We start from the raw sequence: 26,490 nt of genomic DNA on the forward strand, positions 1-26,490 counted from the left end.
GGGGCCAAAACAGGATCGATGATTGCGTTTGATTAGGTTCAATTAAGAACTGCCTTCGTCTCTGATGACCAGCTCGGCCCAGACGGGACCCACACAGCGCCAGGTGCATCTGAACACACCCTTCAACGACCAAAAACCAGGGACCTCCGGCCTACGCAAAAGCAGCAAGCAATTCGAACAAACCAATTACCTGGAGAGCTTCATTGAAGCAATCTTCCAAACCCTGCCTGGCGTTGAGGGGGGGACTCTGATCTTGGGGGGAGATGGTCGCTACGGCAATCACCGCGCCATTGATGTGATCCTGCGTATGGGTGCTGCTCATGGCCTAAGCCGAGTGATCACCACCACAAATGGCATTCTCTCCACGCCGGCAGCATCCCATCTCATCCGTGCCAATAAGGCCATCGGAGGAATCATCCTTTCCGCGAGCCACAACCAAGGCGGTCCAGATGGCGACTTCGGCGTCAAAGTCAACGGTGCCAATGGTGGCCCAGCAGCCGAATCACTCACAAACGCGATCTATTCACGTACACAAACGCTTGAGAAATACAGCCTGGTGGATTGCCCTGAGATCCCACTAAACCAACCTGGGCAGCATGCGATCGGAAGCATGCAGGTTGATGTCATCGACGGCGTTGATGACTACGTCACGCTGATGCAAAAGCTTTTCGACTTTGACAGCATCGCTGCCCTGATTCGCAACGACTTCCCCATCGCCTTCGATGCGATGCATGCTGTCACCGGCCCCTATGCCACGCGACTACTTGAAGGGATACTTGGTGCCTCAACGGGCACCGTTCGCAATGGCATACCTCTTGAGGATTTTGGCGGTGGCCATCCCGATCCCAACCTCACCTACGCCCATGAGTTGGCCGATCTACTCCTCAAGAGCGACAACTATCGCTTTGGCGCAGCTTGTGACGGGGATGGTGATCGAAACATGGTCCTGGGCACAAGTTGCTTCGTTAATCCGAGTGACAGCCTCGCCATCCTCACTGCCAATGCTGAGCTAGCTCCGGCTTATGCCAATGGCCTTAACGGTGTCGCTCGCTCCATGCCGACCAGCGCTGCTGTTGATGTCGTCGCCAAAGAACTGGGAATCGATTGCTTTGAGACCCCGACAGGCTGGAAATTCTTTGGCAACCTGCTAGACGCTGATCGCATCACCTTGTGCGGCGAAGAAAGCTTCGGCACAGGGAGCAACCATGTGCGTGAGAAGGATGGTCTATGGGCCGTTCTCTTCTGGCTGCAGATCCTGGCTAAACGGCGTTGCAGCGTTGCGGAAGTGATGCATAGCCACTGGGCGCGCTTTGGTCGTCACTACTACTCACGTCACGACTACGAAGCCATCGCCACTGATCCTGCCCATGATCTCTACAACAGACTCGAAGCCATGCTGCCTGGATTGGTTGGTCAGCCATTTGCGGGACGCAACGTCAGTCAGGCTGACAACTTCAGTTACACCGACCCCATTGATGGCTCTGTCACAGAATCACAAGGCCTGCGGATCCTGCTAGAAGACTGCAGCCGTGTGGTAGTTCGACTCTCCGGCACCGGCACCAAAGGAGCCACATTGCGCGTCTACCTCGAGAGCTATGTGGCCAGCAATGGCGACCTGACGCAAGATCCTCAGCACTCCCTGGCCGATCTGATTAACGGTATTGATGCCCTAGCGGAGATACGTAAACGCACAGGGATGGAGCATCCAACAGTGATTACCTAAAGATCAGCGAAGACCACGACGTCGGCGGCGGTGATATTCCGCCTCGGTGCTGCTTTGTTGCAGCTGGCGCATGCTTTCAATGACCACTGCTCCAAGAGCTCCAGATAGCGTGACCATGATGAAAAAAAGGTTCAGCCTCTGACTGTGAATGTCTACAGGAGTGTTTGAGATCACCGTACGCAAAAAGAGGGCAACAAGACCTCCGAGCAAGAACCCCACCAGCAGCGCTATCAATACCCTCGCACCGCTGACGGGCTTGTTTCTTATTGAGCGAGAGCGATTCATTGGTTTATCCCTGCCCAGAGGGGTCTCCCGAATTAAGTAAATTGGTGCTGGCTTGTTCTATATCACTAAAGGTGCCTACAAGAGCTTTAACAACAACATAAAAGACAGGCACAACAAAAAGCGAAAGGAACGTGGCAACCAAAAGGCCACCGAATACAACCGTGCCAAGAGAAGCTTGGCTGCGGGCTCCTGCTCCGCTAGCCAAGACCAACGGCATAAAGCCAAAAAGAGACGAAATAGCAGTCATAATGATGGGCCTAAGTCTCGACTTGGCTGCCTGCCTTACTGCTTCAAGGGCCGTAACTCCCTCAGCCATGCGTTGATTAGCCAAATCAACAATCAAGATCCCATTTTTAGCAGCTAGGCCAATCAGCATCACAAGGCCAACCTGTGCATAAATGTTGAGAACCTCGCCACGCAATGCCAGAAACAACAAGGCTCCAAGCATTGCAGTAGGAACTGTCATCAAAATAATCAGAGGGTCTACATAACTCTCGTATTGAGCTGCAAGCACGAGATAAACCACCAAAATTCCCAATGCAAAAATCACAACAGCTAGTGCACCAGCTTTTACTTCCTCTCGAGATATCCCTGTCCAATCAAATCCGAGGCTCTTAAGATTCTGAGCTGCAAAAAGCTCCTTCATACCATTAATTGCCTGCCCCGAGCTCTTACCAGCAGCAGGTGATCCTTCTATTTTTATCGATCTGTAAAGGTTAAAGTGAGAGATCACACTTGGCCCGACAGAAGGTTCAACTGTTAAAAATTGCGAGAGCTGAATCTGCTCACCCGCCCGATTCTTAACGTAAATTGAAGCCAGTCTTTCAGGTGCAGACCGACCCAATTCATCGGCCTGAACATAAACACGAAGAACCTTACCTTCTTGGAAGGTATCATTAACATAGGCGCCTGCAAAATTAGCGCTAAACACACGCATTGCAGAGCTGAAGTCAACATCAAGAGAGGCCATAATATCCCTATCGACCTCAACTCGTAGCTGCGGAGATTCAGGAGAGAATAAAGTCCGTACACTGCTCAACAATGGATTTGCATTCGCCTGCTGAATGATTTGACCAGCCGAGGCAAAGAAGTTGTTTAAGCCATAAGCACCTCCACTCTTGTCAAGTAATTGGAACTCAAATCCACTGCCAATACCGTATCCAGGAATCGCAGGTGGCTCAACAACAAAAATCCTCGCGCCATCAATAGCCCCAAAGAACTTCTGATTTAGCCGTCCAACAATTGCATCGGCAGATTGATCACGATTTTTTCGCTCATCCCAATTACGCATCCCAACAAAAAACAATCCTTTGTTAGGGCTATTGCCATCAAAACTTGCTCCACTAAAAATTGCTGCTGAAGTGATATCGGGTTCGCTGCGCAATATCTCAGCAACTTGCTTATTAATCTTCTCGGTGACCTGAGTAGACACACCTTCTGGGGCCTGCAACACGCCGATGGCATAGCCCTGGTCTTCAGTAGGCACAAATCCACCTGGAATCGCAGTAAAAGCAACCCCGGTAAGCAGAACGCCTACCGCAAGAATTCCCATCACAAGAGAACGGCGGCCAAGAACCCACTCGAGCAGATCGGCATAGCGCTGCTCAAAGACGGAATAAATGCGATTGAAATGACTAAAAATCCATGGTGTATACCAACCCAAGGCCAAGCCAAGGCCAGCGAATAAAACAACTGGCACGGGATTTGAAACTCCTGCGATGAAAAGGCCAATCACAGCCCCTGCAACAGAGAATGGCAGCCTCAACGAACGGCCAGTCAAGCGAGAAAGCACAAAGCCAAGAATTGCAGCGATTGCTATAGGGATCAAGGCCAGCGCAGCACCACCACCAACAACTAATAGTCCGTAGATAAACCCAATGAATGCCCCAGAAATTGCATATGTATTGCGTCCCGGAGCTGTGCCTTCCCGGCCCAAAAGCAAGGCAGAAAGCATGGGAGAAAAAGTTAAAGCATTAAAGGTAGAAATCGCGATAGCGAAAATAATCGTTGCTGCAAACTGCTTGTAGATCGAACCCGTAGCACCAGGGAAAAATAACACTGGCAAAAAAACTGAGAAAAGAACCAATGATGTAGCAATAACTGCAGAGAAAAGCTCATCCATTGTTGACTTCGCAGCTTCCAAGGCAGTCATCCCTGATGCCTTCTTAGTTGAGGTATCTTCAATCACTGTGATTGCATCATCAACCACTAATCCTGTAGCAAGAACCAATCCAAATAAGGTGAGCTGGTTGAGCGAGAAGCCAAACCCTAAAACCAGAGAGAATGTACCTACAAGCGCAACAGGGATGGCAATACCAGGCACCAAAGTAGCTTTCCAATTCTGTAAAAATATAAACAGAATAAGCACCACCAAAATGATCGCATCTCTAAGCGAATTGATGACTCCATTAATTGATGCATTAATAAAATCTGTATTGTCATAGATTTTCTCCATCTTCATGCCAACAGGCATTTTGGCGGAAAATTCTTCAAGAACATCTTTCACTCCATTGGAAACCTCAAGAGCATTGCTGCCACTCAATTGATAAACAGCCATGCTCACAGAAGGGACTCCCTGCAAATCCGTAGCGCTGTTGGAATAGCTTTCACCACCAAGCACAACACGACCGACATCGCTGAACCTCACTAATCCGCCATCCTCGGTAGTCCTGACGACCATATTTTCAAAGTCTCCAATGCTCACAAGGCGGCCATTTAATTGCACAGGAAAAGTAAATATCTGCCCTTCTGCAGATGGTTCACCTCCTATATTCCCAGCAGGAACCAAACGGTTCTGGCTTTCAATCGCCCCAATTACATCCGCTGAAGTCAGGCCAAAGACCTCAAGCTTTTCATTGTCCAGCCAAAGCCTAAAAGCAACCTTACGATTACCAAAGTAGGTCACCTCGCCAACTCCCTTAACCCGCTTAACCTCGTCCGTTAGGCTCAGATCTAGCAGCCCACTAATCGTTTCTACGCTATATTCAATATAGTTTGGATCTTCGCTAACGAAGTTATAAAGAAGCAAGATAGAATTGGAAGCCTTATTAACACTCACCCCTGCCTTACGCACTTCTTCCGGCAACTGTGGCTCTGCCAGCGCGACCCTGTTCTGAACATTAACTTGATTAATATCGCTATCACTACCACTTTCGAAAGCAACAGCAATCGAGCTCACCCCATCAGCAGAGCTTGAGGAAGTTAAATAGTCCATATTCTCCACACCATTAATCTGCTGCTCAAGCACGCTGGTCACACCCTGCTCAACCGATTCAGCATCTGCACCGGTGTATATTGAATTTACTTTTACTGTTGGCGGAGCAATATCCGGAAGCATTTCAACCGGCAAAATAGGGATAGAAATCAGTCCCGCAATGACGATCAACAAACTGCAAACTGTTGCTAAAACAGGTCGCGTAATAAAGTTATTTGATGCAGACATCTATTCGCCTCAGTTTTTAACAGAGATGGGCATACCATGTCTCAATTTCAAAAGATTTGTTGTGATCACCTGCTCGCCAAGTTTGAGCCCCTTTACAACTGCATAGCGCTGCTTCTGTAATTTCCCCAACGTCACAGGGGTCTGCAAAGCAAAACGTGTGGAGTGGGGTAACTTACGAAGTTTCTCAAGAGAAACATTGCTAGAAAAATCCTCAAGCTCTTGGAAACTGCCCACTCGATAAACAAAGCTCTGGCCCGAAGTTTGTGTTACCGCAGCAAACGGAACAGACAACTCCTCTCTCGTATCTAATTGAACCCGCGTTCGCAAGCGCTGACCATTTCGCAACGATCCACTACCATTCTCAAAGGCTGCCTTCACTAGTAAGCCCTGGGTAGTTCTATTCACAGTCGGGCCCACAGAATTAATTTCACCAGTCGCCATCACATCTGACGATCCAGTCTTGCTGAGAAAGACAGGCAAGCCAATCTTAATCCGATCAGAGAATGTGGCAGGCACCTCAACTCGAGCCAAAAGCCTGTTATTTCTGATCAATTTGGTGAATGGATCACCAGAACGGATAACATCTCCAACCTTGACATCAACATCAGCCACAATCCCTGAAATTGGAGAACGCAAATTGCTATATGCAAGCGTTGCTTCTGTGGCTTTTACCTTTTCTCGAGAGGCGATGTACTGGGCCTTGTATTCATCTCGATCCAATGCCGAAGCAGCTCCTTGAGGGACCAAGAATTCATATCGCTGCCAATTGAGTTTGTTCTTCTGCTCCTGAGCTTTGAAATCTGCCAATTCCGCACGAATCTGAGCTTGATCAAGCACAACCAACATCTGACCAGGCTGAACCTGATCACCCTGATCAATCTTTAACTCAATAATTCGACCAGAAGCTTGTGCAGCAAGATGCACCTCCTCCTTCGCCTCCAAGGTGCTCACCGTATCGATATCGTCCGTGAATTGAGCCGTCTTCACAGGGGTCTGGCTGACGGTAATCGGCGAGAAAGGTATTTTCGCCTTGCCACAGGCGCAAAGCAACAGCACCGTAAAAACGACAAGAGCGCGCTGCTGATTCGGCACTAACGACTTGTTCAACAGCCTGATTATGGAAAGTTTCCAGCTCACGACAACAAGTCATCCTCTAGCGCAAGAATTGTCCACCAGTGCCTGAGCTCATTGGATCAAGATCTGTTCACATACCAGGGAGATCAGGAGCTAAAGCGCCATGCACCACTAGCTGATCGCCTGCGCCCTAGAACCCTGGAGGAATTTGTTGGCCAGGGTTCGATCCTGGCGGAAGGACGTCTCCTACGCCGAGCCATTGCGGCCGATCGTGTAGGCAACTTGCTGCTACATGGTCCTCCAGGTGTTGGTAAAACCACCCTGGCCAGGATTATTGCTGGCCACACACGTGCCAACTTCAGCAGCCTCAATGCTGTTCTGGCAGGGGTTAAAGAACTTCGCCAAGAAGTAGACGCAGCCAAGCAGCGGCTGGAGCGACATGGCTTACGCACCATTCTGTTCATCGACGAAGTACACCGCTTTAACAGTGCCCAACAAGATGCCCTGCTGCCCTGGGTAGAGAACGGCACCGTGACACTGATCGGTGCCACCACGGAAAACCCCTATTTCGAAGTCAACAAAGCGCTGGTAAGCCGCTCCAGGCTGTTCCGACTACAGGCCCTCGAGAGTGAAGATCTTCATCGCCTCCTGAAACACGCTCTTCAAGATTGCGAGCGGGGCTATGGCGATCGTCAGGTGATGCTCAGCACAGCAGCTGCAAACCATCTCGTCAATGTCGCCAACGGCGATGCTCGCAGTCTGCTCAATGCTCTCGAACTCGCTGTGGAGAGCAGCCGTCCCAATGAACAGGGCTCAATCCATATCAACCTTGCCATCGCTGAAGAATCAATTCAGGAGCGGGCAGTGCTCTACGACAAGCATGGGGATGCCCATTTCGACACCATCAGTGCCTTCATCAAATCCCTACGAGGCTCAGATGCCGATGCAGCTCTGTTCTGGCTAGCGCGCATGGTGGAGGCTGGTGAAAACCCACGCTTCATCTTCAGACGCATGCTCATTGCCGCTGGAGAGGACATTGGCCTCGCTGATCCCCAGGCGATCGTGGTTGTAGAAGCCTGTGCTGCAGCCTTCGAGCGAATCGGCCTACCGGAGGGTCTCTACCCCCTGGCACAAGCCACCCTTTACTTGGCCTGCGCCGAAAAAAGCAACAGTGTGCTGGGTTTCTTCGAAGCCCTACGCACGGTGCGGGAGGCCCAGAAGCAAGACGTCCCCAGCCATCTCCGCGATGCCCATCGGGACGGAGCAGCATTTGGAGATGGTGTCGGCTACCGCTACCCCCATGCTTTTGCAGAACACTGGGTTTCTCAGCAATACCTACCCACCTCCCTGCAAGGAGAAGTCTTCTGGCAACCGAGCCAAAAAGGCTGGGAAGGGCACCGGCGCCTGCTCATGCTGGAACGAAGGGCAGCACAGCTCGCCGCAGCAAGCGAATCAGTCCAGGAGAACCCATTGCTCGTTAGCAGTGGTCCAGAAACCCCTGAACTAGAAAGATGGGTGCAACGCCAGCTCAGCCAAGATGGAGAACGCCTAAACCACCTGCGCGAACGCCTCTGGTCGGGAGTGACTTGCCAACGCCACCATCGAGTTCTGATGATGGGTGGACGCTCCTTGCTCTGGGCACTCGATCCGCTTCAAGCAGTGCCTGAAGGCGGTGTCACAATCCTCTGCGCAACAGCGCAGGATCAGGCGCGCCTAATCGCTCAGCTCGATCTGCTCGACCCAATCATCCGCCCTGAACTGATCGATGGAGGCAGCGATGCACTCCAAGACTTACCAGCAGAACATCAGTTCGAATGGATTGGGGGACGTCTCTCCAGCCAAGACATTGCAGGTACAGAACAGAAGAAACTTTGGAGCCTGATCAGCCAGCGATGCACCAATGAAACCGGTCTAAGGCTCCTGATCAGCCATGCAGACATCGGGCCGGCCGAGGCCCTACTGCAATTACTAGAGAGCAAAGGAGCCAATCCCGCGGAGAGAAACCTGCTAGCACCACTGATCGCTAGCGAAAAGATCTGGCTTGAAAGCCAGCGCCTCGATTCCCTCCTTGCACAAAACCTGAAGGAGTGCGGCTGGCAGCTGACCTGGGAGAGATGGGAGGAACTCCTGACGCTGCAGGTGGATGAGAGCCTTGAGCATCGCTGGCTCAGCGAAGGGCGACCCTACCGAGACCTAGTAGCGAACCATGCATCGTTAGAGGTCCTGGAAAACCTGGAGCTCATGCTCAAGCGCACGCGAGGACAACAACTACCCCAACGCCTGATCCATCAACGCATCATCGGCAGCCGCAGACTCCACTAACACTGCCAAGCCATCGGGAAGACCAACAGCAATAAAAAAAGCCCCGGCAATGCCGGGGCTTGAAATATATCGTCAAAAAAGCCTAACCAAAGACCTTAAAGAAGGCATTTTTTAGTTAGTAGAAAGTAGTCTCACCACCCATAGGAATTGATGTCTTACCCCCATAAATCCATCTAGGTGCAAGTTGGTTGGCCTGAACACATGCAGGCAAGAAGACATACCAAGACAATAGGGAGGTGCATTGAGCGTCGCCCTGACACTTGCCATCTGCACAAACATTCTGGCTACCATCAAAAGTGCCACAGGTGTCAGCCAGACGGAAGGAAACTGGCAAATTGGCCATAATTCCAGCTGAAGAAATACTGCCATCAGCGGAATCAGCAATGATTGCGGCACGCAATCCCTGCACAGCCGTATCAGTCATCTTCCAATAAGGGAAATAGCTCTTCGTCTGATTCTTAAGGAAGACAACTCCATCATCGGAGTAGAGGAAGCGAGTGACGTCAATGACTTCGACGTCATAGGTTTTGGTCATACCCTGCTGAATTTCATCAGCAGACCAACCTGAGCGGTCAATTCCTTGGTCAAGAGCCCGATCAAGATTAGTCTCACCAGTGCTCAAGAAAGTTTCAAAATCATTGGAGGTAGTAGTCCAAACGGCACCTCCCGAGTTCCAGCGAACGGGGGCATTAGTTTCTGCCTGAGCTGGCATCGCTAGGACCGACAATGAAGCGCCGGCAAGCAAACCGGCGGCAAGACGAGTGAACACGGACGATTGTGAATAGGTATCCAATCTAAACTAGCTGCTAAAGATAGATTCGCCAACACAATCGCCTTATCAATTCCCAAACTCATACTTTTGTAAACAGCTAAGATAAGAACCCCAATTGCCATGCCTCATGCTTAGAGATCAAGAATCTCTCTTCATATAATCAACACAAGGTCTGAATAAATGAAGATCGCAACATTCAGATGTTGTTTAAAGGCAAAAATACACTCCATCCATCTGGGCAACTACCCAAAAAAGGTTTCTTCAACCTGGAAACATTGCCTCTGCAATGAAGTCTCTCGAGCCTAGTGCCGCTGCTGTCACGACGAACAATGGCTAAATAGGCTTCCTCGCCATGTTGAGGAGCCAACCACAACATGGTGAAGTTTTTTGATCGTTGCACATGTGCGACGAGAGGTTCTCCGACAGTCAGACCCAGCTCATCCAACGACGAGGCAAACTCACCCCAATAGAAACGTGTCATCTGAGCTCGGGTGAAAGACAACAACAACGCTTCGGCCTCGCTGCGCAGGTTGAGAGCGGCCTCCCGTTCCGCCAAGAGAGACGTCACATCTTCACCACTCGACCAAGTTCCAGAAACCATGAGCCCCTGCTCCTGATGCATCCCCAACAAACCCATCACTGCCAAAAGGACTGCGGCTACAAGCGATGGGGCTTTCTGTGAGCTCAGCATGCCGAGCATGAGCGTCTCAACAATGACCCTCAAACTAAGCAGAGCATTGGGGAATTAGACATCGCACTGAAATCACTCACCACCGCCATGCTCCAAATGTTGTGATGAATTCGATGAACATCGACCTGATGCCCCAATAGCTCATGAACAGCAAACGCAGAGTCGACCCCACAACGCCAATGAATCAGATCCGCCGCCAGGCTGCCCCGCTGCCATTTAATCGCTGCTTCTTTACTTAGCCATTGCTCAAGCACGGCATCCCGCAAAGCCGCACCCCTCAAATGGCAGAGAGCTGCCTGATCGTCAGCACAGAAATAACGACGTGCAAGCAACTCCGCAGCAATAGGACGGTCACTGCGCTCCAAATCCACCCCGACCCGTTGCGGCGACCAACCCACCAGCAGTGCATCTTGACAGTGACTGAAGCTGATGTATCCCCAGCCATTTGCCAGCTCTGGAGGTTTGCCTGGAGGGGCCTGCAATGGAATCTGAAGTGCAGACACTTGCCACAGGTCAGCCAGGGCATGACGTACATAGCCACGAGACTGTCTGAACTGCCTTGAACGCCCCGCAGACAATCGCCCAGCCCATTGCTCCTCCTCCCTACTGATAGGCATCAAGGGAGCCTGCATCGGAAATAACCACAACGCCAGTACGCTTCTGCTATTGAGTTGAAGCGGCATCAATGACCCTGCAGATTGGTGATCCAGCACCAGATTTCAATCTCCCCAATCAAGACGGCACCCTCGTTCAGCTGGCATCACTAAGAGGTCAAAGGGTTGTGATCTACTTCTATCCGAAGGACGACACCCCTGGCTGCACGAAGGAAGCCTGCAATTTCCGAGACCAATGGAAACGCTTCGAGGCCAATGACATCAAGGTGCTTGGTATCAGCAAAGACGGTGCTACATCCCACACCAAATTCATCAACAAGTATCAGATTCCTTTCACCCTTCTTAGCGACACGGAACCCTGCCCAGTGGCCAGCTGCTACGAAAGCTATGGGCTCAAAAAATTCATGGGGCGCGAATACATGGGCATGATGCGCCATAGCTTTGTCGTAGATCCAAAGGGCAACCTGGAACTGATTTATCTCAAGGTGAAAGCCGCAACCATGGCCGATCAAATCCTCAAAGACTTGGGGCTCGACTAATCCGATCGTGCACGTCAACCATCCCCTCCAAGACAAGATTCGGATGATGAACCACACCGAGCCCCCTCTGACTAAGTGCTTCCTGAAGAACCGAGGCATCACCTCCACACAACCAAAGCGGTAGTGCCGCCTCACGCTGAGCCTCTAGAAGAGTGCCAAGCAGTGCCTGAAGGCTGCCCCGACGCATGGCCTCGGCCGTGGCGAAAGGAAATGGTTCAGCACTAACTGAGCCAATGCCTGGATCAATCAGACCTTGGGTTCCCTGCGCCATGGCACTTAGCTGCAGACGTAAACCCGGCACCAACTGTCCACCAGCGAAATCACCAGCCGCCGTCACTCGCGTCAAGCTCAACACGGTGCCGGCATCGGCCACAAGCAGGCCTGAAGACGACATCCCGCTGATGTGAGCTCTTCTCAACGCACCCCAGGCCGCCAAAGCTCGATCAATGCCGAGCCATTCAGGCATTCGGGTTAAGGGCACATCCCCCAACACCAAGCGCCGGTTCGGATCCAAGACAACTCCCGCAGGGATCGGACCAACAGCAGCCCATGCCACAAGAGGGGCCTCAAGCGTTTGAAGCTTGAGCGGATTGGGAACGCTATGGCAAAACTGCCATGCATCAGCCTGATACTCGGCCCAATGCCAGCGACTGTTGCCAATCAACAGGCAATGCCTCACAACCTCCACCTTTAGATGCCTTCGCCCAACACACCTGGAAGGTGAAGGCCGCATTCCTGCTTAAGACCTCCAAAGCGTGTCTCCCGTCCAGATGCCTCCCCCCCATCGGGAGCACTGGAATGCAAATCGCCGACCGTGGAGTAACCCTTTTCAAACAGAGGATGCTGCGGCAACTGATGCTCCTGCATGTAATAGAAAACCTCCTTCGGAGTCCAGTCGAGTAAAGGCCTCAATGAAAGGCGATCACGAATCAGATCCAAAAAAGCCATTGAGCGCCGATAGTCGGTCTGATCACTGCGCACCCCACTGGCCCAGCAATGCACATGGAGATCATCCAGAGCCTGTTCGAGGGGCTCCACCTTGCGAATTCGGTGATATGTCTCCAGATCCTTCACCGAGCCTGTCTCCCAGAGCCGGCCATAGATAGCCTCCATCCGAGCGGGAGACATTGGGCTTTGAACCACCTTTAAATCCAACCCAAGCTGACGCGTGAGCTGATCGGCATAGAAATAGGTCTCAGCTGGTAGATAGCCCGTATCCACCCAGACCACAGGGACCACCGAACCACCATCAAGACCATGCAGCATGTGCAGCAGAACAGCTGATTGAATGCCGAAACTCGATGTCAGAACAAAGCCTTGACCAAACTGCTTCAGTGCCCACTCAAGACGTTTCTGAGCAGAAAGCTTGGCAAGGTGTATCCGAGCATCCTCCAGAGGCATCTCGAGAAGCGAGGCAACCTGCACACTCGGAGATTGGCCTGCCTTAGTAGACGTGGCAGTGGTCACCGTATCAATGGAGCCATCAGTCATCTCCCCATTCTCCAATGTCGCCGTCCACAACAGAGTGTTTAAGGTTCGAGAATCATCCCAGGCTCGTCGCGCATGATCCCCAACCCGTCAAACGCCAATGCCGTGGTGGTTGTCGGCGGCGGATTTGCAGGTCTAACGACCGCGCTCGCTCTCAGCCACTGCCAACCTCGCCCTCCCATCGTGCTGATTGAACCGCGCCAGCGGTTCGTCTTTCTCCCCTTGCTTTACGAACTCTTGAGTGGAGAGCTTCAGGCTTGGGAAGTCGCACCTCCTTATCACTCTCTACTCAGTCAACGCGGTATTGCCCTTCTCGAAGACCGGGTTGAAAGCATCGACACCAAAGCAAAAACAGTCACCACCAGCTCAGGGCTCAAGCTCAACTACGCACAACTTGTACTCAGCACTGGCTCAGCTCCAACAGATTTCGACATTCCCGGGGTCCGGAAACACGCCCTGATGTTTCACCGTCTCAACGACGTTGACGTGCTGCGACAACGAATTAAAGAACTTCAATTACGTAGAAATCCTCGTCAGGCCCTTGTGATTGTTGGAGCGGGACCAACTGGCGTGGAACTGGCCTGCAAGCTGGCAGATCTCCTTGACGGTGCTGCTGAACTCCACCTCATTGAGCTTGGCGAACGGGTTCTGCCCAGTGCGAAAGCCTTCAACCAAGAACAAGCCGAGCGAGCACTCAGCGAACGTGGTGTTCACGTTCATTTGCGCACGCAAGTTCGAGCCATCTCGACAGACCAAGTTGAACTCCTAAGCAAACAGAAGGAACCTGCCATCAGTTCAGCAATAACGCACAGTGGTCTTGTTTGGACAGCCGGCACAAGACCAGTCATCCCAGCACTCAGCCCCGACTTTGTCCTTACCGAAGCAAGACTGCCTATCGATTCGTGCCTACAAGTGATCGGACTCAGTGATGTGCTTGGCCTTGGCGATGCCACTTACAACAAAGACCACTCCTGGCCGTCCACAGCCCAGGTAGCACTTCAACAAGGGGAGATCGCGGCTCGAAACGTGATGGCACTACGAGCAAGCAGTCCTCTCCAGCCTTTTGAATTTAAGGATTTTGGCGAGATGCTCAGCCTGGGAGTAGGAGAAGCCTCCCTCACCGGCATGGGTTTCACACTTGCAGGTCCTCTGGCTTTCCAAATTCGCCGGGGTGCCTATCTAACCAAACTACCTGGATTGTCTCTAGGCCTGCGCTCAGGCGGGGCCTGGCTGCTCGGACATTGAAACAAGCCCACCTCGCTGGCCGCACCAAGGGACTACGCCCTTCACAACAAAGACAATTAGAACGCCTCAGCCACCGCCGGCATCCCGAAAGGGAAGGCGCCGATCAGCTAACCCTTGAACGGCTAGCTGAACAGGTGATTGAGCTATGCCAACCACTCCATTTAGTGCTGGATAGCCGTGGATTGTGCCGCCTTCTTTGGGTCGGTCCTCTCGATGGATCCGGCCAACTTCTCGCCCATCTTCCTGAGTCACCCCGTCGCAAGACCGCTGGATGGCGCTTAATCAGCTGCTCTCTAACGCTCCAGCGAAACAACCTCAGGCCCGAACAACATGATGCAATCGTGGCACTTGATCTAGCACCGAACTCCTGGCTACGTTTTGCCCCCACAGCCGATCGAGGAGGTCGCAGGATTGCTGCCCTCTGGCAACCAGATCCAAAGGAGATCTCGGGATGGAGCTTGATCGAAGCCAACGAACTAAACGAGCTCTGCCAACACAGCCAAGGATCACCCGCCAAGCCAGAAGTCAACCCCCTACGGTCAAAGGACAGTAGGGAACGGGTCCTACTCCTTACCCTTACGGGACCAGAGCAAAGCCGCAGCGAACGCGACCTTGCTGAGCTCGAGGGGTTGGTGCGCAGTGCAGGGGGGCATCCTGTAGCAGTTGTGCGACAAAAGCAGGGGGCGCCTAATCCTCAGACCCTCTGGGGCAAGGGGAAACTACAAGAGACCGCCTTGGAAGTTCGGCGACATAACGCTTCTCTAGTGATCACAGACCGTGAGCTCAGTCCTGTTCAAGTCAGGAATCTGGAGCGATATCTCGACTGCCCTGTCATGGATCGCAGTGAATTAATCCTAGACATCTTTGCCCAGCGCGCCTCTAGTGCAGCAGGCCGCCTGCAAGTGGAACTAGCCCAACTTCGCTATCGCATGCCAAGGCTGATGGGGCGAGGTCGAAGCCTATCCCGTCAGGGAGGTGGCATCGGCACACGCGGGCCCGGCGAGACCCAACTCGAGAAAGATCGGCGTGCAATTACACGACGCATTGAGCACTTGTTACGTGAGGTAAGGCAACTGCAAAACCATCGCGCCCGACTACGCAACCGCAGGGAAGGTCTGCCAAGGGTTGCACTCGTGGGATATACCAATGCGGGGAAATCATCCCTACTCAATGCTCTCTGCAGTCGAAACGAGCACAGCAAAGTGCTGGCAGAGAACAAACTGTTTGCAACCTTGGATCCAACCACCCGACGATTGTTGATTCCTCAGACAGGTGGAAAACCCCTTGAGCTTTTAATCACAGACACTGTGGGCTTCATCCGTGAACTGCCAGCGCCATTAGTGGAAGCCTTTCGGGCCACTCTGGAGGAAACGCTTGAAGCCGATCTACTCCTAGTGGTTGTGGACTTATCAGACACAGACTGGCAAGCCCAACTTGACACAGTGCAGCAGTTGCTTAATTCCCTTGGCGCCGAATCAATCCGGCAGGTGATAGCCAATCAAATTGATCGCTGTGATAGCAGTGCACTTGAGACAATCCGCAGCATCGACCCGAAGGTGATTTATCTCTCCGCGGCCTCAGGTGCCGGGCTGCAAGGACTCAAACACTGGCTGAAGGACCAATTCTGGGGTCACAGAGCAGAATCGGCCCCTCTGCATTCTGTAAATACCTAACTATGGCTGTGCTCAGCACCGCTATTCAAAACCCCCAAGCCCTCATCACCCTGGCGGTGTTGTTGCTGGCGGTGGTGCTCTTCATCAGCGGTGCCCTTGCACCTGAACTCACTGGCCTGCTGAGCATGGCACTGCTGATGGCCACAGGTGTCCTAACTCCCCAACAAGCCCTGGCTGGATTTGGCAGGCCTGCCCTGATTACGCTAATGGGCCTGTTCGCCGTCTCTGCAGCCTTATTCCGCAGTGGTGCTCTGGATCGCGTGCGCGAACTAATCGCATCCGAGCGCATTCGCAGCCCACGCCGGTTGATTGCCTTGTTAGGCCTAGTGGTCGCTCCCATTTCGAGTGTCCTCCCAAACACACCCGTCGTCGCCTCATTGCTACCTGTCATCGAAGCCTGGTGTCATCGACGCCGGATCTCTCCGTCTAAAGTCCTGCTGCCACTATCATTCGCAGCGCTTTTCGGCAGCACACTCACACTGCTGGGGAGTTCAGTGAATCTGCTGGTCAGTGACATCAGCGAGCAACTGGGCAATGGATCTCTAGAACTGTTCAGCTTCACAGCCATCGGCGTGCCGATCTGGCTCGCCGGAACCACCTATCTCATGCTTGCCCCTCAGGCCCTGTTGCCAGACCGTGGCAGCAACAGCGATGAACTAGGAGACAACAAAGACCAGACCGGTTACTTCACAGAGGTCACCATCCCTCAGAACTCGCAACTGGTAGGACAATCCCTGCACAACAGTCGTTTACAACGTCGTTTTGATGTAGACGTGCTGGAACTGCAAAGAGGTCGAGAACGACTCCTACCGCCCCTGGCTGATCGCAGACTTGAACCTGGCGACCGACTGCTTCTCAGGGTCACCCGCGCAGACCTACTACGTCTCCAACAAGAACACAACGTACAGCTAGCAACCAGAGAGTCGATCGCTCCGTCCTCACTGTTCCCATCTGGCCTAGGCGAAGGGCAAAGAACTGTGGAAGTCCTCCTACCGGCAGGCTCAACTTTGGCTGGTGCAAGTCTGCGTGAACTGCGATTTCGACAACGCCACAACGCCACAATTCTTGCTCTCAGGCGTGGTCAGCAAACAGTGCAAGAGCGTCTTGGACAAGCTGTACTACGCGAAGGCGATGTCTTACTGCTGCAAGCCCCACTGGACTCCATTCGCGGCCTGCAAGCCAGCAATGATTTGCTGGTCCTTGATCAGCTGGAAAACGACCTGCCCACAGTGCGCCGCAAACCACTGACCATCGCCATTGCTTTGGCCATGCTGATCATGCCGACAGTGACTGCCCTGCCACTGGTGGCAGCGGTCCTCCTTGCTGCAGTCGCGATGGTGGCAGGAGGATGCCTTCGTCCAGGGGAACTTCAGCGATCAATTCGTCTCGATGTGATTCTGCTGCTGGGGTCGCTCTCCAGCTTCAGCGTGGCAATGCAGAAAACCGGCCTGGCAGATGCTCTGGCAAGCAGCTTTGAAACCTTGCTGAATGACTGGTCCAACTACTTAGCTTTACTAGTCATCTTTCTGGCCACCACGCTCCTCACCCAGGTGATGAGCCCAGCCGCATCCGTTGCACTACTTGTCCCAGTAGCCATCCAACTCGCACCTGGACTAGACCTTCTACCCAATGCACTGGTCTTCACCGTGCTATTTGGTGCAAGCCAGTCTTTTCTAACACCAATGGGGCATCAGACAAACCTGATGGTGTTCGGTCCTGGGCGTTATCGATTTCTGGATGTCACCCGTTACGGAGCTGGCCTAACAGCCCTGATGACCGTGATGATTCCTGGGCTGATCCTTTGGCATTTCGGCGGATCTTGAATACACCAGAACTGTGCCAGCATTTGCAGAATCTGGTTCTATCCGTCTGGGGAGAATCCTCAGGACAATCTTTGACTCTCGTCGCGATAAAGCGGGAACCCATCGGTGCCATTTCCTAAAGCCGTCCATCGCACTCAGGATTTGTACCGTCGCCTAACGGTTCCTCAATTCACTGTGGTCACAGGTTTACTGGTCATCATCGCTGGGACTCTGATTCTCGCCACTCCGGTCTGCTCCAACGCCAAGGTGGGATTGTGGGAAGCATTGTTCACGGCGACCTCAGCAGTGACCGTGACTGGACTTTGCATTATTGATATCGGCCAAGATCTAACCAACGTCGGCCAGGGGGTTCTTGCAGCGATGATCCTTGCAGGTGGCCTTGGGCTGATGGCTATCACCACCTTCTTACAAGGTTTTGTGGTTCGCGGAACTGAACTGAGATGCAGGCTTGATCGAGGCAAAACCCTCGATGAATTCGGGGTTGGCGGCGTAGGCACGACTTTTCGAGGCATTGCCCTCACAGCAACAGTGCTGATCCTGATTGGCGCGATCGTGCTCTACATCTTTGGCTTCAATGACATCACCAACCATGGAGAGCGACTGTGGGCTGCACTTTTTCACAGCATCTCTGCCTACAACAACGCCGGCTTCGGCCTCTGGCCTGACAGCCTGGAGCACTACCGCAGCAATGCGGTAGTCAATAGCGTGATCATCGTCCTGATCGTTCTTGGTGGACTGGGATGGAGAGTCACGAGTGATCTCTGGAGCAATCGCAAACGGCTCACACGCCGCAACCTCAGCCTGCATACCCGTCTGGTCATTCGCACATCCCTGATCCTGATCCTGATCGGAACCGTGGGGCTAGTGATCACTGAATCACTAAGCCAAGACCACTTCCTCTCAAGCATCGGTTGGTCTGAGCGACTGATGAGCTCGCTATTCGGCTCTATCAGTGCCAGAACCGCTGGATTTACCACCGTGAACCTCTCTCTCGAGAGCATTTCCGATTCAGGGCTACTTCTGCTAATGGCGCTGATGTTCATTGGAGCTAGTCCCGGAGGTACTGGCGGTGGCATCAAAACCACCACCCTGGCCGCCTTAATGGCCGCCACCCGTTCAACCCTGCGTGGTCAGGACGATGTCGTCATCCGTAATCGTCAGATTTCCGACAAGGTGGTCTTGAAAGCCGTCGGAATCACAGTGGCATCCCTGCTTTTCGTGCTTGTGATGGCCTTATTGCTTGGTATGTCCAGCAGCCTGAATGGAGAGCAAGCCTTCACCTTTCTAGAAATGTTATTCACATGCATTTCAGCCTTTGCCACTGTGGGGTTCGATGTTGGCGTCACCCAGAATTTGAGTCATTTTGGACAACTCGTTCTGATCGTCGGCATGTTTGTGGGACGACTCGGCATCCTTCTGCTACTCAGCGCAATCTGGGAAGCCGTCAACAAAGATCGGCTCCACCGTCAAAATCGCATCGGCTATCCGCGAGAAGATCTTTATGTCTGAACTTTGGTTTGCTGAGAAAACACAATGAAAGAGTGGTGGAACTGGTCACCCCAACAAGGCACCCCTCAGCTTGGCTTTGCGGTAGTGGGAGTAGGGCGCTTCGGGAGCGCCGTCTGTCGTGAACTCATGCAAAACGGTGCAGAGGTGCTGGCGGTTGACCGTTCAGAACGGTCTATCGAAGAACTGCGACAACTGGAGCCGTCGATCGAAGCAAGAGTTGTGGACTGCACTGACGAGGAATCGATGCGAGAAGCAGGTGTGCTCGAAATGGGCACTGTTGTCGTGGGCATCAGCGAACCAATCGAAGCAAGCATCACAACCACGCTGATCGCCAAGGACAGCGAGGGCAGCAAAGTGCAACAGGTGATTGCCCGAGCCACCAGTGACCTACACGAAAAGATGTTGAAGCGGGTTGGCGCTGATCGGGTGGTGTTCCCCTCGAGGATGCAGGGGGAGCGGCTAGGTCTTGAATTAGTGCGGCCCAACCTGATGGAACGCTTGCAACTTGATGACCAAACCTGCATCGAAGAAATCAAGGTTCCCGAGCTGTTTGTTGGACATTCCCTACGAGACCTCAACCTCCGCAAGAACTACCTGGTAAACGTTCTGGCAGCTGGCCCAACCAAGGGACTGCACGTCAACCCTCCCGCAACGTATGTGCTCGAAAAAGAGCATGTGCTTGTCGTCATGGGATTGGTTGACGACCTCAAGAAACTTCCCAAAACCTGACTTCAATGCGCGTACTGGGGCTGATGAGCGGCACCAGTGCTGATGGTGTTGATGCAGTACTCGCTGAGTTCAGTGGTTCACCATCTGAACCAAAATGGTCTCTACTCAATCTTGCCTGCATCCCCTACCCAGAGGATCTTCGCCAAACAGTTGTCAACGCAGGACAAGGCATCAGACTCAATAGCTGTGAATGGCTCGAGCTATCTGAGTCCATCACCGAGGTTCATGCTCAAGCAGCTCTGGCGTGTGACCCCAGCGCACAAGCTGAGCTCGTGGGTTCGCATGGTCAGACTGTTTGGCATCGTCCTCCTCAGAAGAATCATCGCGGCGCCAGCTGGCAAATCCTGCAAGCCCCTCTACTGGCTGAACTACTCAAGCGCCCTGTTGTTCATGACTTCCGAGCCGCAGACCTGGCACTAGGAGGCCAGGGAGCACCTTTGGTACCTATGGCTGATGCCGCACTATTAGGTCGAGTAGGGGGCTGGCGTGGGGTGCTCAATCTTGGAGGGATTGCCAATCTCACCCTGATTCCTCCCCGCAGCGGTCCGGATCGCCTTGCTTCAGTTATGGGCTGGGATTGCGGCCCAGCCAACAGCCTGATAGATCTTGCTGTACAACAAATCAGCAAAGGCAAGCTTGCCCTTGATCATGATGGAATCATCGCTGCCAGTGGGCATCCGCATACGACCACGATCGAACGCTGGCTGAAGGAAGCCTTCTTCCAACTCCCTCCTCCCAAATCAACAGGCCGAGAGCAGTTTGGGCTTGCCGATCTAGAGCAGCGCCTAAAGGAACTCCCCAAGCTGTCGAGGGCCAATCGTGTCGCCACATTGACCGCTTTCAGCGCAGCCGTTGTGGCACAGGATCTGGACAATCTGCGCATTAGAAATCTGGTTCGTCCCTTGGAACTCATTGTTGCTGGTGGAGGAAGCCGAAATCCTGTGCTGATGAACGAACTAAGACAACGCTGCCGTGGCATGCGACTCCGAAATAGCGATGAGCTTGGCCTCAGCGCTGAAGCCCGAGAAGGTCTTGCCTTTGCATTACTGGCCTGGTGGCATTGCCTCCAGCACCCAGGCAACGCCCCGGCCATAACAGGGGCCAAGCGTGCGGCAGTTCTTGGTGTGAGGGCTGATCCAGCCTGATTGGCCAAGCAGTTCTTTGAAGAACTACGAAGACCACCAAACTCAAGAGGGACGATAGAGGCGGAGACGGCGCGGAGCGCCTCTTAAACGCCTGGGCTGTTGAGCTTCAAGAGCCGATCGAAAGCCTTCTGTACTCGCTAACGATGGGGCTGAAACGACCGAACTCTGCTCCTGCTCGTAACGCTGAATACCCTGCTGAATAAGCACTTTGGCCATATTGCTAACGGTGCGGGACTCCAGCTCGGCAAGAGCTGTGAGTCGCACACAAAGCTCTTCAGGCAATACAACCTGGACTCTCGGAGACTTGGGCTTCCCACTGGATGAAGTTTGACGGGTAGCCACGACCCTAAAAAAGTAAGTCCTACTTACAAGTGTACAGAGGTGTGCAAGGATAGTATCCAGCACTATGCTGAGACCACAGTTCGGAATGGTCTATTCCGATGACCCAGTTCAACAATTCCATGGCCCGTCGAAATACCCAATGCTTTTTCAGCCCTAAAACTCAAGTACCCCTCTCATTCGACTAACAGCCAGACATCAGGATTGCCCCATGGACCAACCCACACTTCCAAATTCAAATCGCTTCAATCCACCTCAACAGGCCAACAGCCCTAGCCAATCCAACAGCCCTGTCAAGCCAAACAGCCGTATCAAATCAAGCAAGGGTCGGCGTTTAAGCCGAAGCCAAGAAAATAGCGACGTGCTGGTTTCAGCTGTAATTAGCAGCTATCTGCTCACACATCTCCATCAAGTCTTGCAAAGGGCGGAATACGGCGCCGCTCAGGACGGACGCGAATACCAGGCCAAAAATTTCGCCCAACTGCGCAAAGTCCTCTGCATGGATGCCCGCAGCATGAAAGACGCATCAGCAACAGGCATGACAGAAGTTGATGTAGAGCAAGCAGCATGAACCAAGAATCAGGTCAAATCACTTCAGGCTGAATACAGTTGCAACAGACACTTCCCTTCTTATGAGCAGCAACGCTGCAGTGCTCTACGAACGTATTCAGAACGATCCTGGACACACCAAAGCCCTATTTCGCCAGGCACTCCAAGATCCTCAGGGAGCCTTGAAGGCAATCTGCGATCTGGGGCACAGCATGGGACTCCCTGTCACGCTTGACGAAGTAAAAGCGCACTTGGCCAGCCTCGATGACTCTGACACCAAGCAATGGCTCATCAAGGCCCGGGGGGGGCTTTAAGGCCAGGATCTAATTCACGCGAGCGACTTTCTTCTACTTGTGCGGGATTGACGTTTTGCATGCCTCGACGGTCGTAACCGCCACCCCCTGCCAAACTCCAAAAAAACCAATAACTAGGGATCGCTAGGCCAGCAGCAAGCACAACAGCAGTAATTTGTTCGAATTTCACCATGGCCGGTGATCCGGAATGGATATCCTCCAGTCTGCCCGTATACGAAGCGGGATGATGTTCTTGCGGTTGCTTTCCCTCGGTGCTGCGACTTGAGCACGTCAACAAGGTCTACCCCACGCATGAAGTCCTCAAGGATGTCACCTGGGAAATCAAGCCCGGAGACCGCATCGGACTGGTAGGAGTCAATGGGGCTGGCAAATCCACACAGCTCAAATTAATCGCGGGACTCGAAGAAGCCAGCAGTGGCCAGATTGTGCGCCAGGGGAACCCACGCATCGCCTACTTACAACAAGAGTTTGATGTTGATCCCTGCCGCACAGTGCGAGAAGAGCTCTTTCAAGCCTTTGGCGAGGCCGCTGCCGTTGTCCATCAACAGCGGCTCGTAGAAACCGCCATGGCTACAAAGCGGGCTGCAGAAGACAGCGTTTTTCTCGACAGCCTGATCAAAGACCTAAGCCGTTTACAGAATTGCTTTGAAGCCCTACACGGCTATGAGCTTGAGGCTCGAATCGAAAAACTACTGCCAACACTCCATTTCACATCAGATGGGGCCGATCAACGGGTAGGGGACTATTCCGGGGGATGGCAAATGCGAATTGCTCTCGGCAAGATCCTTCTTCAAGATCCTGATCTGCTCCTACTCGACGAGCCCACAAACCATCTGGACGTAGACACCATCCAGTGGTTGGAGGACTATCTGCTCAAACAGACCGCCGCCATGGTTGTGATCAGCCACGACCGGACGTTCCTCGATCGGATCTGTACCCAAATCGTGATTACTGAGAGAGGCATTTCGCGCACCTATCTCGGTAACTACACAGCACATCTTGAGCAGAAGGCACTCGAAGAGGAAGCAACTCAAGCTGCGTTTGAACGCCAGCAGAAAGATCTCGCCGCCCAACAGGCCTATGTCGATCGATTCAGGGCAAGTGCCACGCGCAGCACCCAAGCCAAAAGCCGAGAGAAACTCCTCGAGAAAGTAGAGCGAATCGAAGCTCCAGTTAAGAGTGTCAGCGGCCCCAGCTTTCGCTTCCCAGACGCTCCACGATCCGGCCGACAGGTGGCTGTGATCGAAGACCTCAGCCACAGCTACGGAGACAAGATTCTCTTCCTCGGCGCCCATCTGGAGGTGGAACCAGGCGATCGGATTGCTTTCATAGGCCCCAACGGCGCAGGCAAATCCACTCTGCTGCGTCTGATCATGGGCTTGGAAGCTGCCGATGACGGCAGGGCTTCCCTCGGAGAACACAACGTGATAGCTGGCTATTTCGAACAGAACCAAGCAGAAGCTCTGGACCTGCAGAAAACCGTCATCGACACAATGTTTGAAGCCGTCCCGGACTGGACCCAAACCCAGGTGCGCTCTCTACTCGGCAGTTTCTGCTTGAGTAATGATGCTGTTTTCAAAAACGTCGAAAATCTCAGTGGTGGAGAAAAGGCTCGCTTAGCCCTAGCCCTAATGCTGGTCAAACCCTGCAATTTGCTGGTCCTCGACGAACCAACAAACCACCTCGACATCCCTGCCAAACAGATGCTGGAGGACGCACTGCAGGCTTACGAAGGCGCCGCCCTGCTGGTCTCTCATGATCGCTACTTCATTTCCCGTGTAGCCAATCGCATCGTGGAATTACGCGATGGCGAACTGATCCTTTACCGAGGCAACTACGCTTATTTTCAGGGAAAAAAATCAGAGGAACAAGCCGCAGCCGCGGCAGCATTGGCCCTGGCAGAAAAAGAAGTCAAGCGCTTAGCCAATCGCGATCGCCAAAGAAAGCGTCAAGCCAGAAAAAAAGGCGCGGCTTAAACCCAAAATCTATCCATTTGGCAAAAAAACTTTAAAGAAGGTTAGGCAGGAAGACTCATTTTCCTTTGAGCACAGCAAATATGTGCATAAGCTGACTTCACAGCCATGTGTACTTGATGACAAGCGTCCCTACCCAACGTGCCGAAGACCTTCATATCTCCAACTCGACTAGCGACGCAAACCATGAGCACGAGCAAACTTGGGATGCCGTTGAGACCTACTTCGAATGCATCACCACCTGCTCGCTGGATGACGGTGAATGCATCACCCGTTGCGTGGAGCAGTTACGAGACACTGACGAATGAATAGCTTCTAGCCCCAGCCGCAAAATGAGATTGCATCACTACCCGCTCATGGGCTGAACATGTCTTAGATCCTTTTGTAGAGCCTGATAATGGACTAGTCGGGAGTAGTGCACATAACAACAGGGTCAAGGTGCCTGCATCGCCGTCAGCTCCACTGGTGTAACCGCCAGCTCAATCCGACTGTCGCCCCGGATTAATCCAAAAGTGATTGGTCGCCCAACTCCATGACGATCAATCGCGCTCACGACCTCAGCAGGCCCATCAATCGGCAACCCTTCCACCGAAACGATCACATCATCAACCTTCAACCCTGCACGCGCTGCAGGCCCACCCGGCACCACGGAACGAATCACAGCACCAGGAGAGTTGGCTTCCCCAGAACGAGCAGATGGCACCGGCGAGAGACCTACACCCACCATCGGATGACTGGCCCGTCCTCGCTCCACCAGCTGCTGGGCGATGGTCCTAGCCCGATTAATAGGAATAGCAAAACCCAGCCCAGCTCCTGGTCCAGAGCGAACGAGTGTATTGATACCCACCACATTTCCCTCAGAATCCAAAAGCGGTCCTCCTGAGTTGCCTGGATTAATAGCAGCATCGGTCTGAATCAAATCCAACCGCTTGCCAGAGATCCCTAGCTGAGAGACGTTGCGGTTGAGGTTGCTGACGATCCCCAACGTCACCGTATTTTCAAGGCCAAAGGGGTTGCCAACGGCTATGGCCCAATCCCCGACCCGAAGTTGGTCCGAGTCTCCCAATGGAGCTGTGGGCCAAGGCCCAGAGTCATCCAACTGCACTACAGCCAGATCCGTAATCGTGTCCTGACCAACCAGTCGCCCAGGCACCCTTCGACCATCTGGCAATCCCACCATCAGCTGATCGGTTTTCTCCACGACATGAGCATTGGTGAGAACCAATCCTTCCGCCGAAAAAATCACACCACTTCCCTGCCCTCGTTCTATCCTCGCGCGGGGAACGACCCTGCCAGGCAAACCAAAGAAATGTTGGAACAGCGGGTCTGCTAACAGTCCCTGAGGCAGACCAGCCATGCCCATAGAACGGACCGTCCGACTCGTCTCAAGAGTCACCACAGCAGGGCCGCTGCGAGCCACCGCATCCGCTACAAACGACTGCCTGGACAAGGCTGTCGCGGCTGATGCCGCCTGCAGCGGTTGAGGGGAAAGCCCCGACAACACAGGCAGACAAACCAATCCAGTGCCAAGCAGAAGACCACCACGGAAAACCCTGCTCAAACCTGAAGATTGGCTGGATAACCGCAACTCTGCGGAGGATTCCTCAAGCAACGCAGACATTGGCCAAAAGACAATCAATTGATGACTTTGACCGTAGACAGAGCTCTCTCAAACAACAGTGTCAATCCTTGACAGAGCTGTGACCAAATACGCCTGAGCTCGTCTTCATGAAGCTTCATTCCCCCACGGAACAGCTCAACAAGCTCCAAACTGAATGAACTGTTGCAACAAATCCTGGGCGCTAACCAGCCCTTTGCCTGAGTTTCGTGAAGTTTGAAAGGCCTGAGCTTTGCCAGAGCCTCGTGATTAGCACGATCATTCAAAGGCAAGCAATGATGAACGCAACGTGGCGACCACCCAATCGCCTTTATCGCAAACCATGAAGACGTCATGGAGAACTCCTTGTTCCCGATCCTTTACGGCGCTGCCTTCCTGATCCTGCTGTGGCAAGCCTTCCGCGTGATGGGGAAGGGTTTCGGCGCCGCCCAGCAACCAATACGTAGCCAACCAATTAGGAAGAACTCACAAGGTGATCGCACCGGCTTGGTGACCGTTCACCCTGAATTACTAGACCAGGAAGGACGCCTCACAGAAGAAGAGCTCCTCACAGTTCGTTTCTCAGGAGACAACGAGCCACCCCAGTCAACGGAAACTCCTGCTGAATAAATTAGAAATCCAGT

At 53.0% G+C, this 26,490-nt stretch carries 25 protein-coding genes; 14 read left to right on the forward strand and 11 right to left on the reverse strand.

What is annotated here, in order from left to right; all coding sequences use genetic code 11:
* Window positions 1-64: 64 nt before the first annotated feature.
* The gene (locus tag SIB80_RS12540; RefSeq protein ID WP_063418925.1) at window positions 65-1,723 is read left to right on the forward strand and encodes an alpha-D-glucose phosphate-specific phosphoglucomutase; all 1,659 of its coding nucleotides are present in this window, start codon (window positions 65-67) and stop codon (window positions 1,721-1,723) included.
* A 3-nt stretch (window positions 1,724-1,726) separates the two neighbouring features.
* On the opposite strand, the gene SIB80_RS12545 is transcribed toward SIB80_RS12540, so the two are convergent.
* Genes SIB80_RS12545 through SIB80_RS12555 form a run of 3 tightly spaced genes read right to left on the reverse strand, consistent with a single transcriptional unit; the run spans window position 1,727 to window position 6,587 of the window.
* Window positions 1,727-2,008, reverse strand: coding sequence for a hypothetical protein (locus SIB80_RS12545; protein WP_063418927.1), 282 nt, complete (start codon window positions 2,006-2,008; stop codon window positions 1,727-1,729).
* A 4-nt stretch (window positions 2,009-2,012) separates the two neighbouring features.
* Window positions 2,013-5,450 carry an efflux RND transporter permease subunit gene (locus SIB80_RS12550; RefSeq protein WP_063418929.1) on the reverse strand — a complete coding sequence of 1,146 codons (3,438 nt, stop codon included), beginning with the start codon at window positions 5,448-5,450 and terminating at the stop codon, window positions 2,013-2,015.
* Between the two features lie 9 nt (window positions 5,451-5,459).
* Window positions 5,460-6,587, reverse strand: a complete 1,128-nt coding sequence (locus tag SIB80_RS12555; protein WP_063418931.1) for an efflux RND transporter periplasmic adaptor subunit — start codon at window positions 6,585-6,587, stop codon at window positions 5,460-5,462.
* Window positions 6,588-6,638: 51 nt separating this feature from the next.
* Between SIB80_RS12555 and SIB80_RS12560 the strand changes: the two genes are divergently transcribed.
* Window positions 6,639-8,846 carry an AAA family ATPase gene (locus SIB80_RS12560; RefSeq protein WP_063418933.1) on the forward strand — a complete coding sequence of 736 codons (2,208 nt, stop codon included), beginning with the start codon at window positions 6,639-6,641 and terminating at the stop codon, window positions 8,844-8,846.
* Between the two features lie 115 nt (window positions 8,847-8,961).
* Here SIB80_RS12560 and SIB80_RS12565 read toward each other — a convergent pair whose 3' ends face one another.
* The 3 genes from SIB80_RS12565 to SIB80_RS12575 all read right to left on the reverse strand — a co-directional run bounded on the left by SIB80_RS12565 (window position 8,962) and on the right by SIB80_RS12575 (window position 10,941).
* Window positions 8,962-9,615, reverse strand: coding sequence for a protein phosphatase (locus SIB80_RS12565; RefSeq protein ID WP_236065932.1), 654 nt, complete (start codon window positions 9,613-9,615; stop codon window positions 8,962-8,964).
* A 199-nt stretch (window positions 9,616-9,814) separates the two neighbouring features.
* Window positions 9,815-10,309, reverse strand: coding sequence for a thymidylate synthase (locus SIB80_RS12570; protein ID WP_236065933.1), 495 nt, complete (start codon window positions 10,307-10,309; stop codon window positions 9,815-9,817).
* 29 nt (window positions 10,310-10,338) lie between these two features.
* Entirely contained in the window at window positions 10,339-10,941 is a 603-nt protein-coding gene (locus SIB80_RS12575; RefSeq protein ID WP_240951587.1) for a 4'-phosphopantetheinyl transferase family protein, read from the reverse strand.
* 53 nt (window positions 10,942-10,994) lie between these two features.
* Between SIB80_RS12575 and bcp the strand changes: the two genes are divergently transcribed.
* Window positions 10,995-11,462: a thioredoxin-dependent thiol peroxidase gene (gene bcp, locus SIB80_RS12580; RefSeq protein ID WP_063418939.1), complete on the forward strand. Its 468-nt coding sequence runs from the start codon at window positions 10,995-10,997 to the stop codon at window positions 11,460-11,462.
* Here the strand turns inward: bcp and SIB80_RS12585 are convergent.
* Together SIB80_RS12585 and SIB80_RS12590 are read right to left on the reverse strand one after the other, a co-directional pair.
* Window positions 11,440-12,195, reverse strand: coding sequence for a type III pantothenate kinase (locus tag SIB80_RS12585; protein ID WP_063418941.1), 756 nt, complete (start codon window positions 12,193-12,195; stop codon window positions 11,440-11,442). The genes bcp and SIB80_RS12585 overlap by 23 nt on opposite strands.
* Window positions 12,153-12,953: a phosphoadenylyl-sulfate reductase gene (locus SIB80_RS12590; protein WP_063418989.1), complete on the reverse strand. Its 801-nt coding sequence runs from the start codon at window positions 12,951-12,953 to the stop codon at window positions 12,153-12,155. The genes SIB80_RS12585 and SIB80_RS12590 overlap by 43 nt, the downstream gene beginning before the upstream one ends.
* A gap of 72 nt (window positions 12,954-13,025) precedes the next feature.
* On the opposite strand from SIB80_RS12590, the gene SIB80_RS12595 reads away from it, so the two are divergent.
* The 6 genes from SIB80_RS12595 to SIB80_RS12620 all read left to right on the forward strand — a co-directional run bounded on the left by SIB80_RS12595 (window position 13,026) and on the right by SIB80_RS12620 (window position 21,074).
* Window positions 13,026-14,195, forward strand: a complete 1,170-nt coding sequence (locus SIB80_RS12595) for an NAD(P)/FAD-dependent oxidoreductase (protein WP_063418943.1) — start codon at window positions 13,026-13,028, stop codon at window positions 14,193-14,195.
* On the forward strand, window positions 14,192-15,868 hold the full coding sequence (gene hflX / locus SIB80_RS12600; RefSeq protein WP_063418945.1) for a GTPase HflX: 1,677 nt from the start codon (window positions 14,192-14,194) through the stop codon (window positions 15,866-15,868). The genes SIB80_RS12595 and hflX overlap by 4 nt, the downstream gene beginning before the upstream one ends.
* A gap of 2 nt (window positions 15,869-15,870) precedes the next feature.
* A complete protein-coding gene (locus tag SIB80_RS12605; RefSeq protein WP_063397227.1) occupies window positions 15,871-17,691 on the forward strand; it encodes an SLC13 family permease in 1,821 nt (606 codons plus the stop codon).
* 105 nt (window positions 17,692-17,796) lie between these two features.
* The gene (locus SIB80_RS12610; RefSeq protein WP_063418947.1) at window positions 17,797-19,200 is read left to right on the forward strand and encodes a TrkH family potassium uptake protein; all 1,404 of its coding nucleotides are present in this window, start codon (window positions 17,797-17,799) and stop codon (window positions 19,198-19,200) included.
* A gap of 24 nt (window positions 19,201-19,224) precedes the next feature.
* Window positions 19,225-19,929, forward strand: a complete 705-nt coding sequence (locus tag SIB80_RS12615; protein ID WP_063418949.1) for a potassium channel family protein — start codon at window positions 19,225-19,227, stop codon at window positions 19,927-19,929.
* 5 nt (window positions 19,930-19,934) lie between these two features.
* Window positions 19,935-21,074: an anhydro-N-acetylmuramic acid kinase gene (locus SIB80_RS12620; protein WP_063418951.1), complete on the forward strand. Its 1,140-nt coding sequence runs from the start codon at window positions 19,935-19,937 to the stop codon at window positions 21,072-21,074.
* A gap of 42 nt (window positions 21,075-21,116) precedes the next feature.
* Here SIB80_RS12620 and SIB80_RS12625 read toward each other — a convergent pair whose 3' ends face one another.
* On the reverse strand, window positions 21,117-21,416 hold the full coding sequence (locus tag SIB80_RS12625; RefSeq protein ID WP_011130998.1) for a ribbon-helix-helix domain-containing protein: 300 nt from the start codon (window positions 21,414-21,416) through the stop codon (window positions 21,117-21,119).
* A 208-nt stretch (window positions 21,417-21,624) separates the two neighbouring features.
* Here SIB80_RS12625 and SIB80_RS12630 point away from each other — a divergent pair, with 208 nt between their 5' ends.
* Window positions 21,625-21,984: a hypothetical protein gene (locus tag SIB80_RS12630; RefSeq protein WP_063418954.1), complete on the forward strand. Its 360-nt coding sequence runs from the start codon at window positions 21,625-21,627 to the stop codon at window positions 21,982-21,984.
* A 61-nt stretch (window positions 21,985-22,045) separates the two neighbouring features.
* Window positions 22,046-22,276 (forward strand): hypothetical protein, encoded by a 231-nt coding sequence (locus SIB80_RS12635; RefSeq protein WP_063418956.1) that lies wholly within the window; start codon window positions 22,046-22,048, stop codon window positions 22,274-22,276.
* Here SIB80_RS12635 and SIB80_RS12640 read toward each other — a convergent pair.
* Entirely contained in the window at window positions 22,254-22,448 is a 195-nt protein-coding gene (locus tag SIB80_RS12640) for a hypothetical protein (protein WP_063397222.1), read from the reverse strand. The genes SIB80_RS12635 and SIB80_RS12640 overlap by 23 nt on opposite strands.
* 79 nt (window positions 22,449-22,527) lie before the next feature.
* On the opposite strand from SIB80_RS12640, the gene SIB80_RS12645 reads away from it, so the two are divergent.
* Both SIB80_RS12645 and SIB80_RS12650 read left to right on the forward strand, forming a co-directional pair.
* On the forward strand, window positions 22,528-24,252 hold the full coding sequence (locus tag SIB80_RS12645; protein ID WP_063418958.1) for an ATP-binding cassette domain-containing protein: 1,725 nt from the start codon (window positions 22,528-22,530) through the stop codon (window positions 24,250-24,252).
* A 116-nt stretch (window positions 24,253-24,368) separates the two neighbouring features.
* The gene (locus tag SIB80_RS12650; protein ID WP_063414238.1) at window positions 24,369-24,557 is read left to right on the forward strand and encodes a hypothetical protein; all 189 of its coding nucleotides are present in this window, start codon (window positions 24,369-24,371) and stop codon (window positions 24,555-24,557) included.
* A 125-nt stretch (window positions 24,558-24,682) separates the two neighbouring features.
* Here the strand turns inward: SIB80_RS12650 and SIB80_RS12655 are convergent, their stop codons facing one another.
* The gene (locus tag SIB80_RS12655; RefSeq protein ID WP_063418960.1) at window positions 24,683-25,870 is read right to left on the reverse strand and encodes a trypsin-like peptidase domain-containing protein; all 1,188 of its coding nucleotides are present in this window, start codon (window positions 25,868-25,870) and stop codon (window positions 24,683-24,685) included.
* 330 nt (window positions 25,871-26,200) lie between these two features.
* Here SIB80_RS12655 and SIB80_RS12660 point away from each other — a divergent pair, with 330 nt between their 5' ends.
* Window positions 26,201-26,476, forward strand: a complete 276-nt coding sequence (locus SIB80_RS12660; RefSeq protein ID WP_036911701.1) for a DUF2973 domain-containing protein — start codon at window positions 26,201-26,203, stop codon at window positions 26,474-26,476.
* The last annotated feature ends 14 nt before the right edge of the window (window positions 26,477-26,490 follow it).

Source organism: Prochlorococcus sp. MIT 1327, from assembly GCF_047304785.1.
Taxonomy (GTDB): Bacteria; Cyanobacteriota; Cyanobacteriia; order PCC-6307; family Cyanobiaceae; genus Prochlorococcus; species Prochlorococcus marinus_D.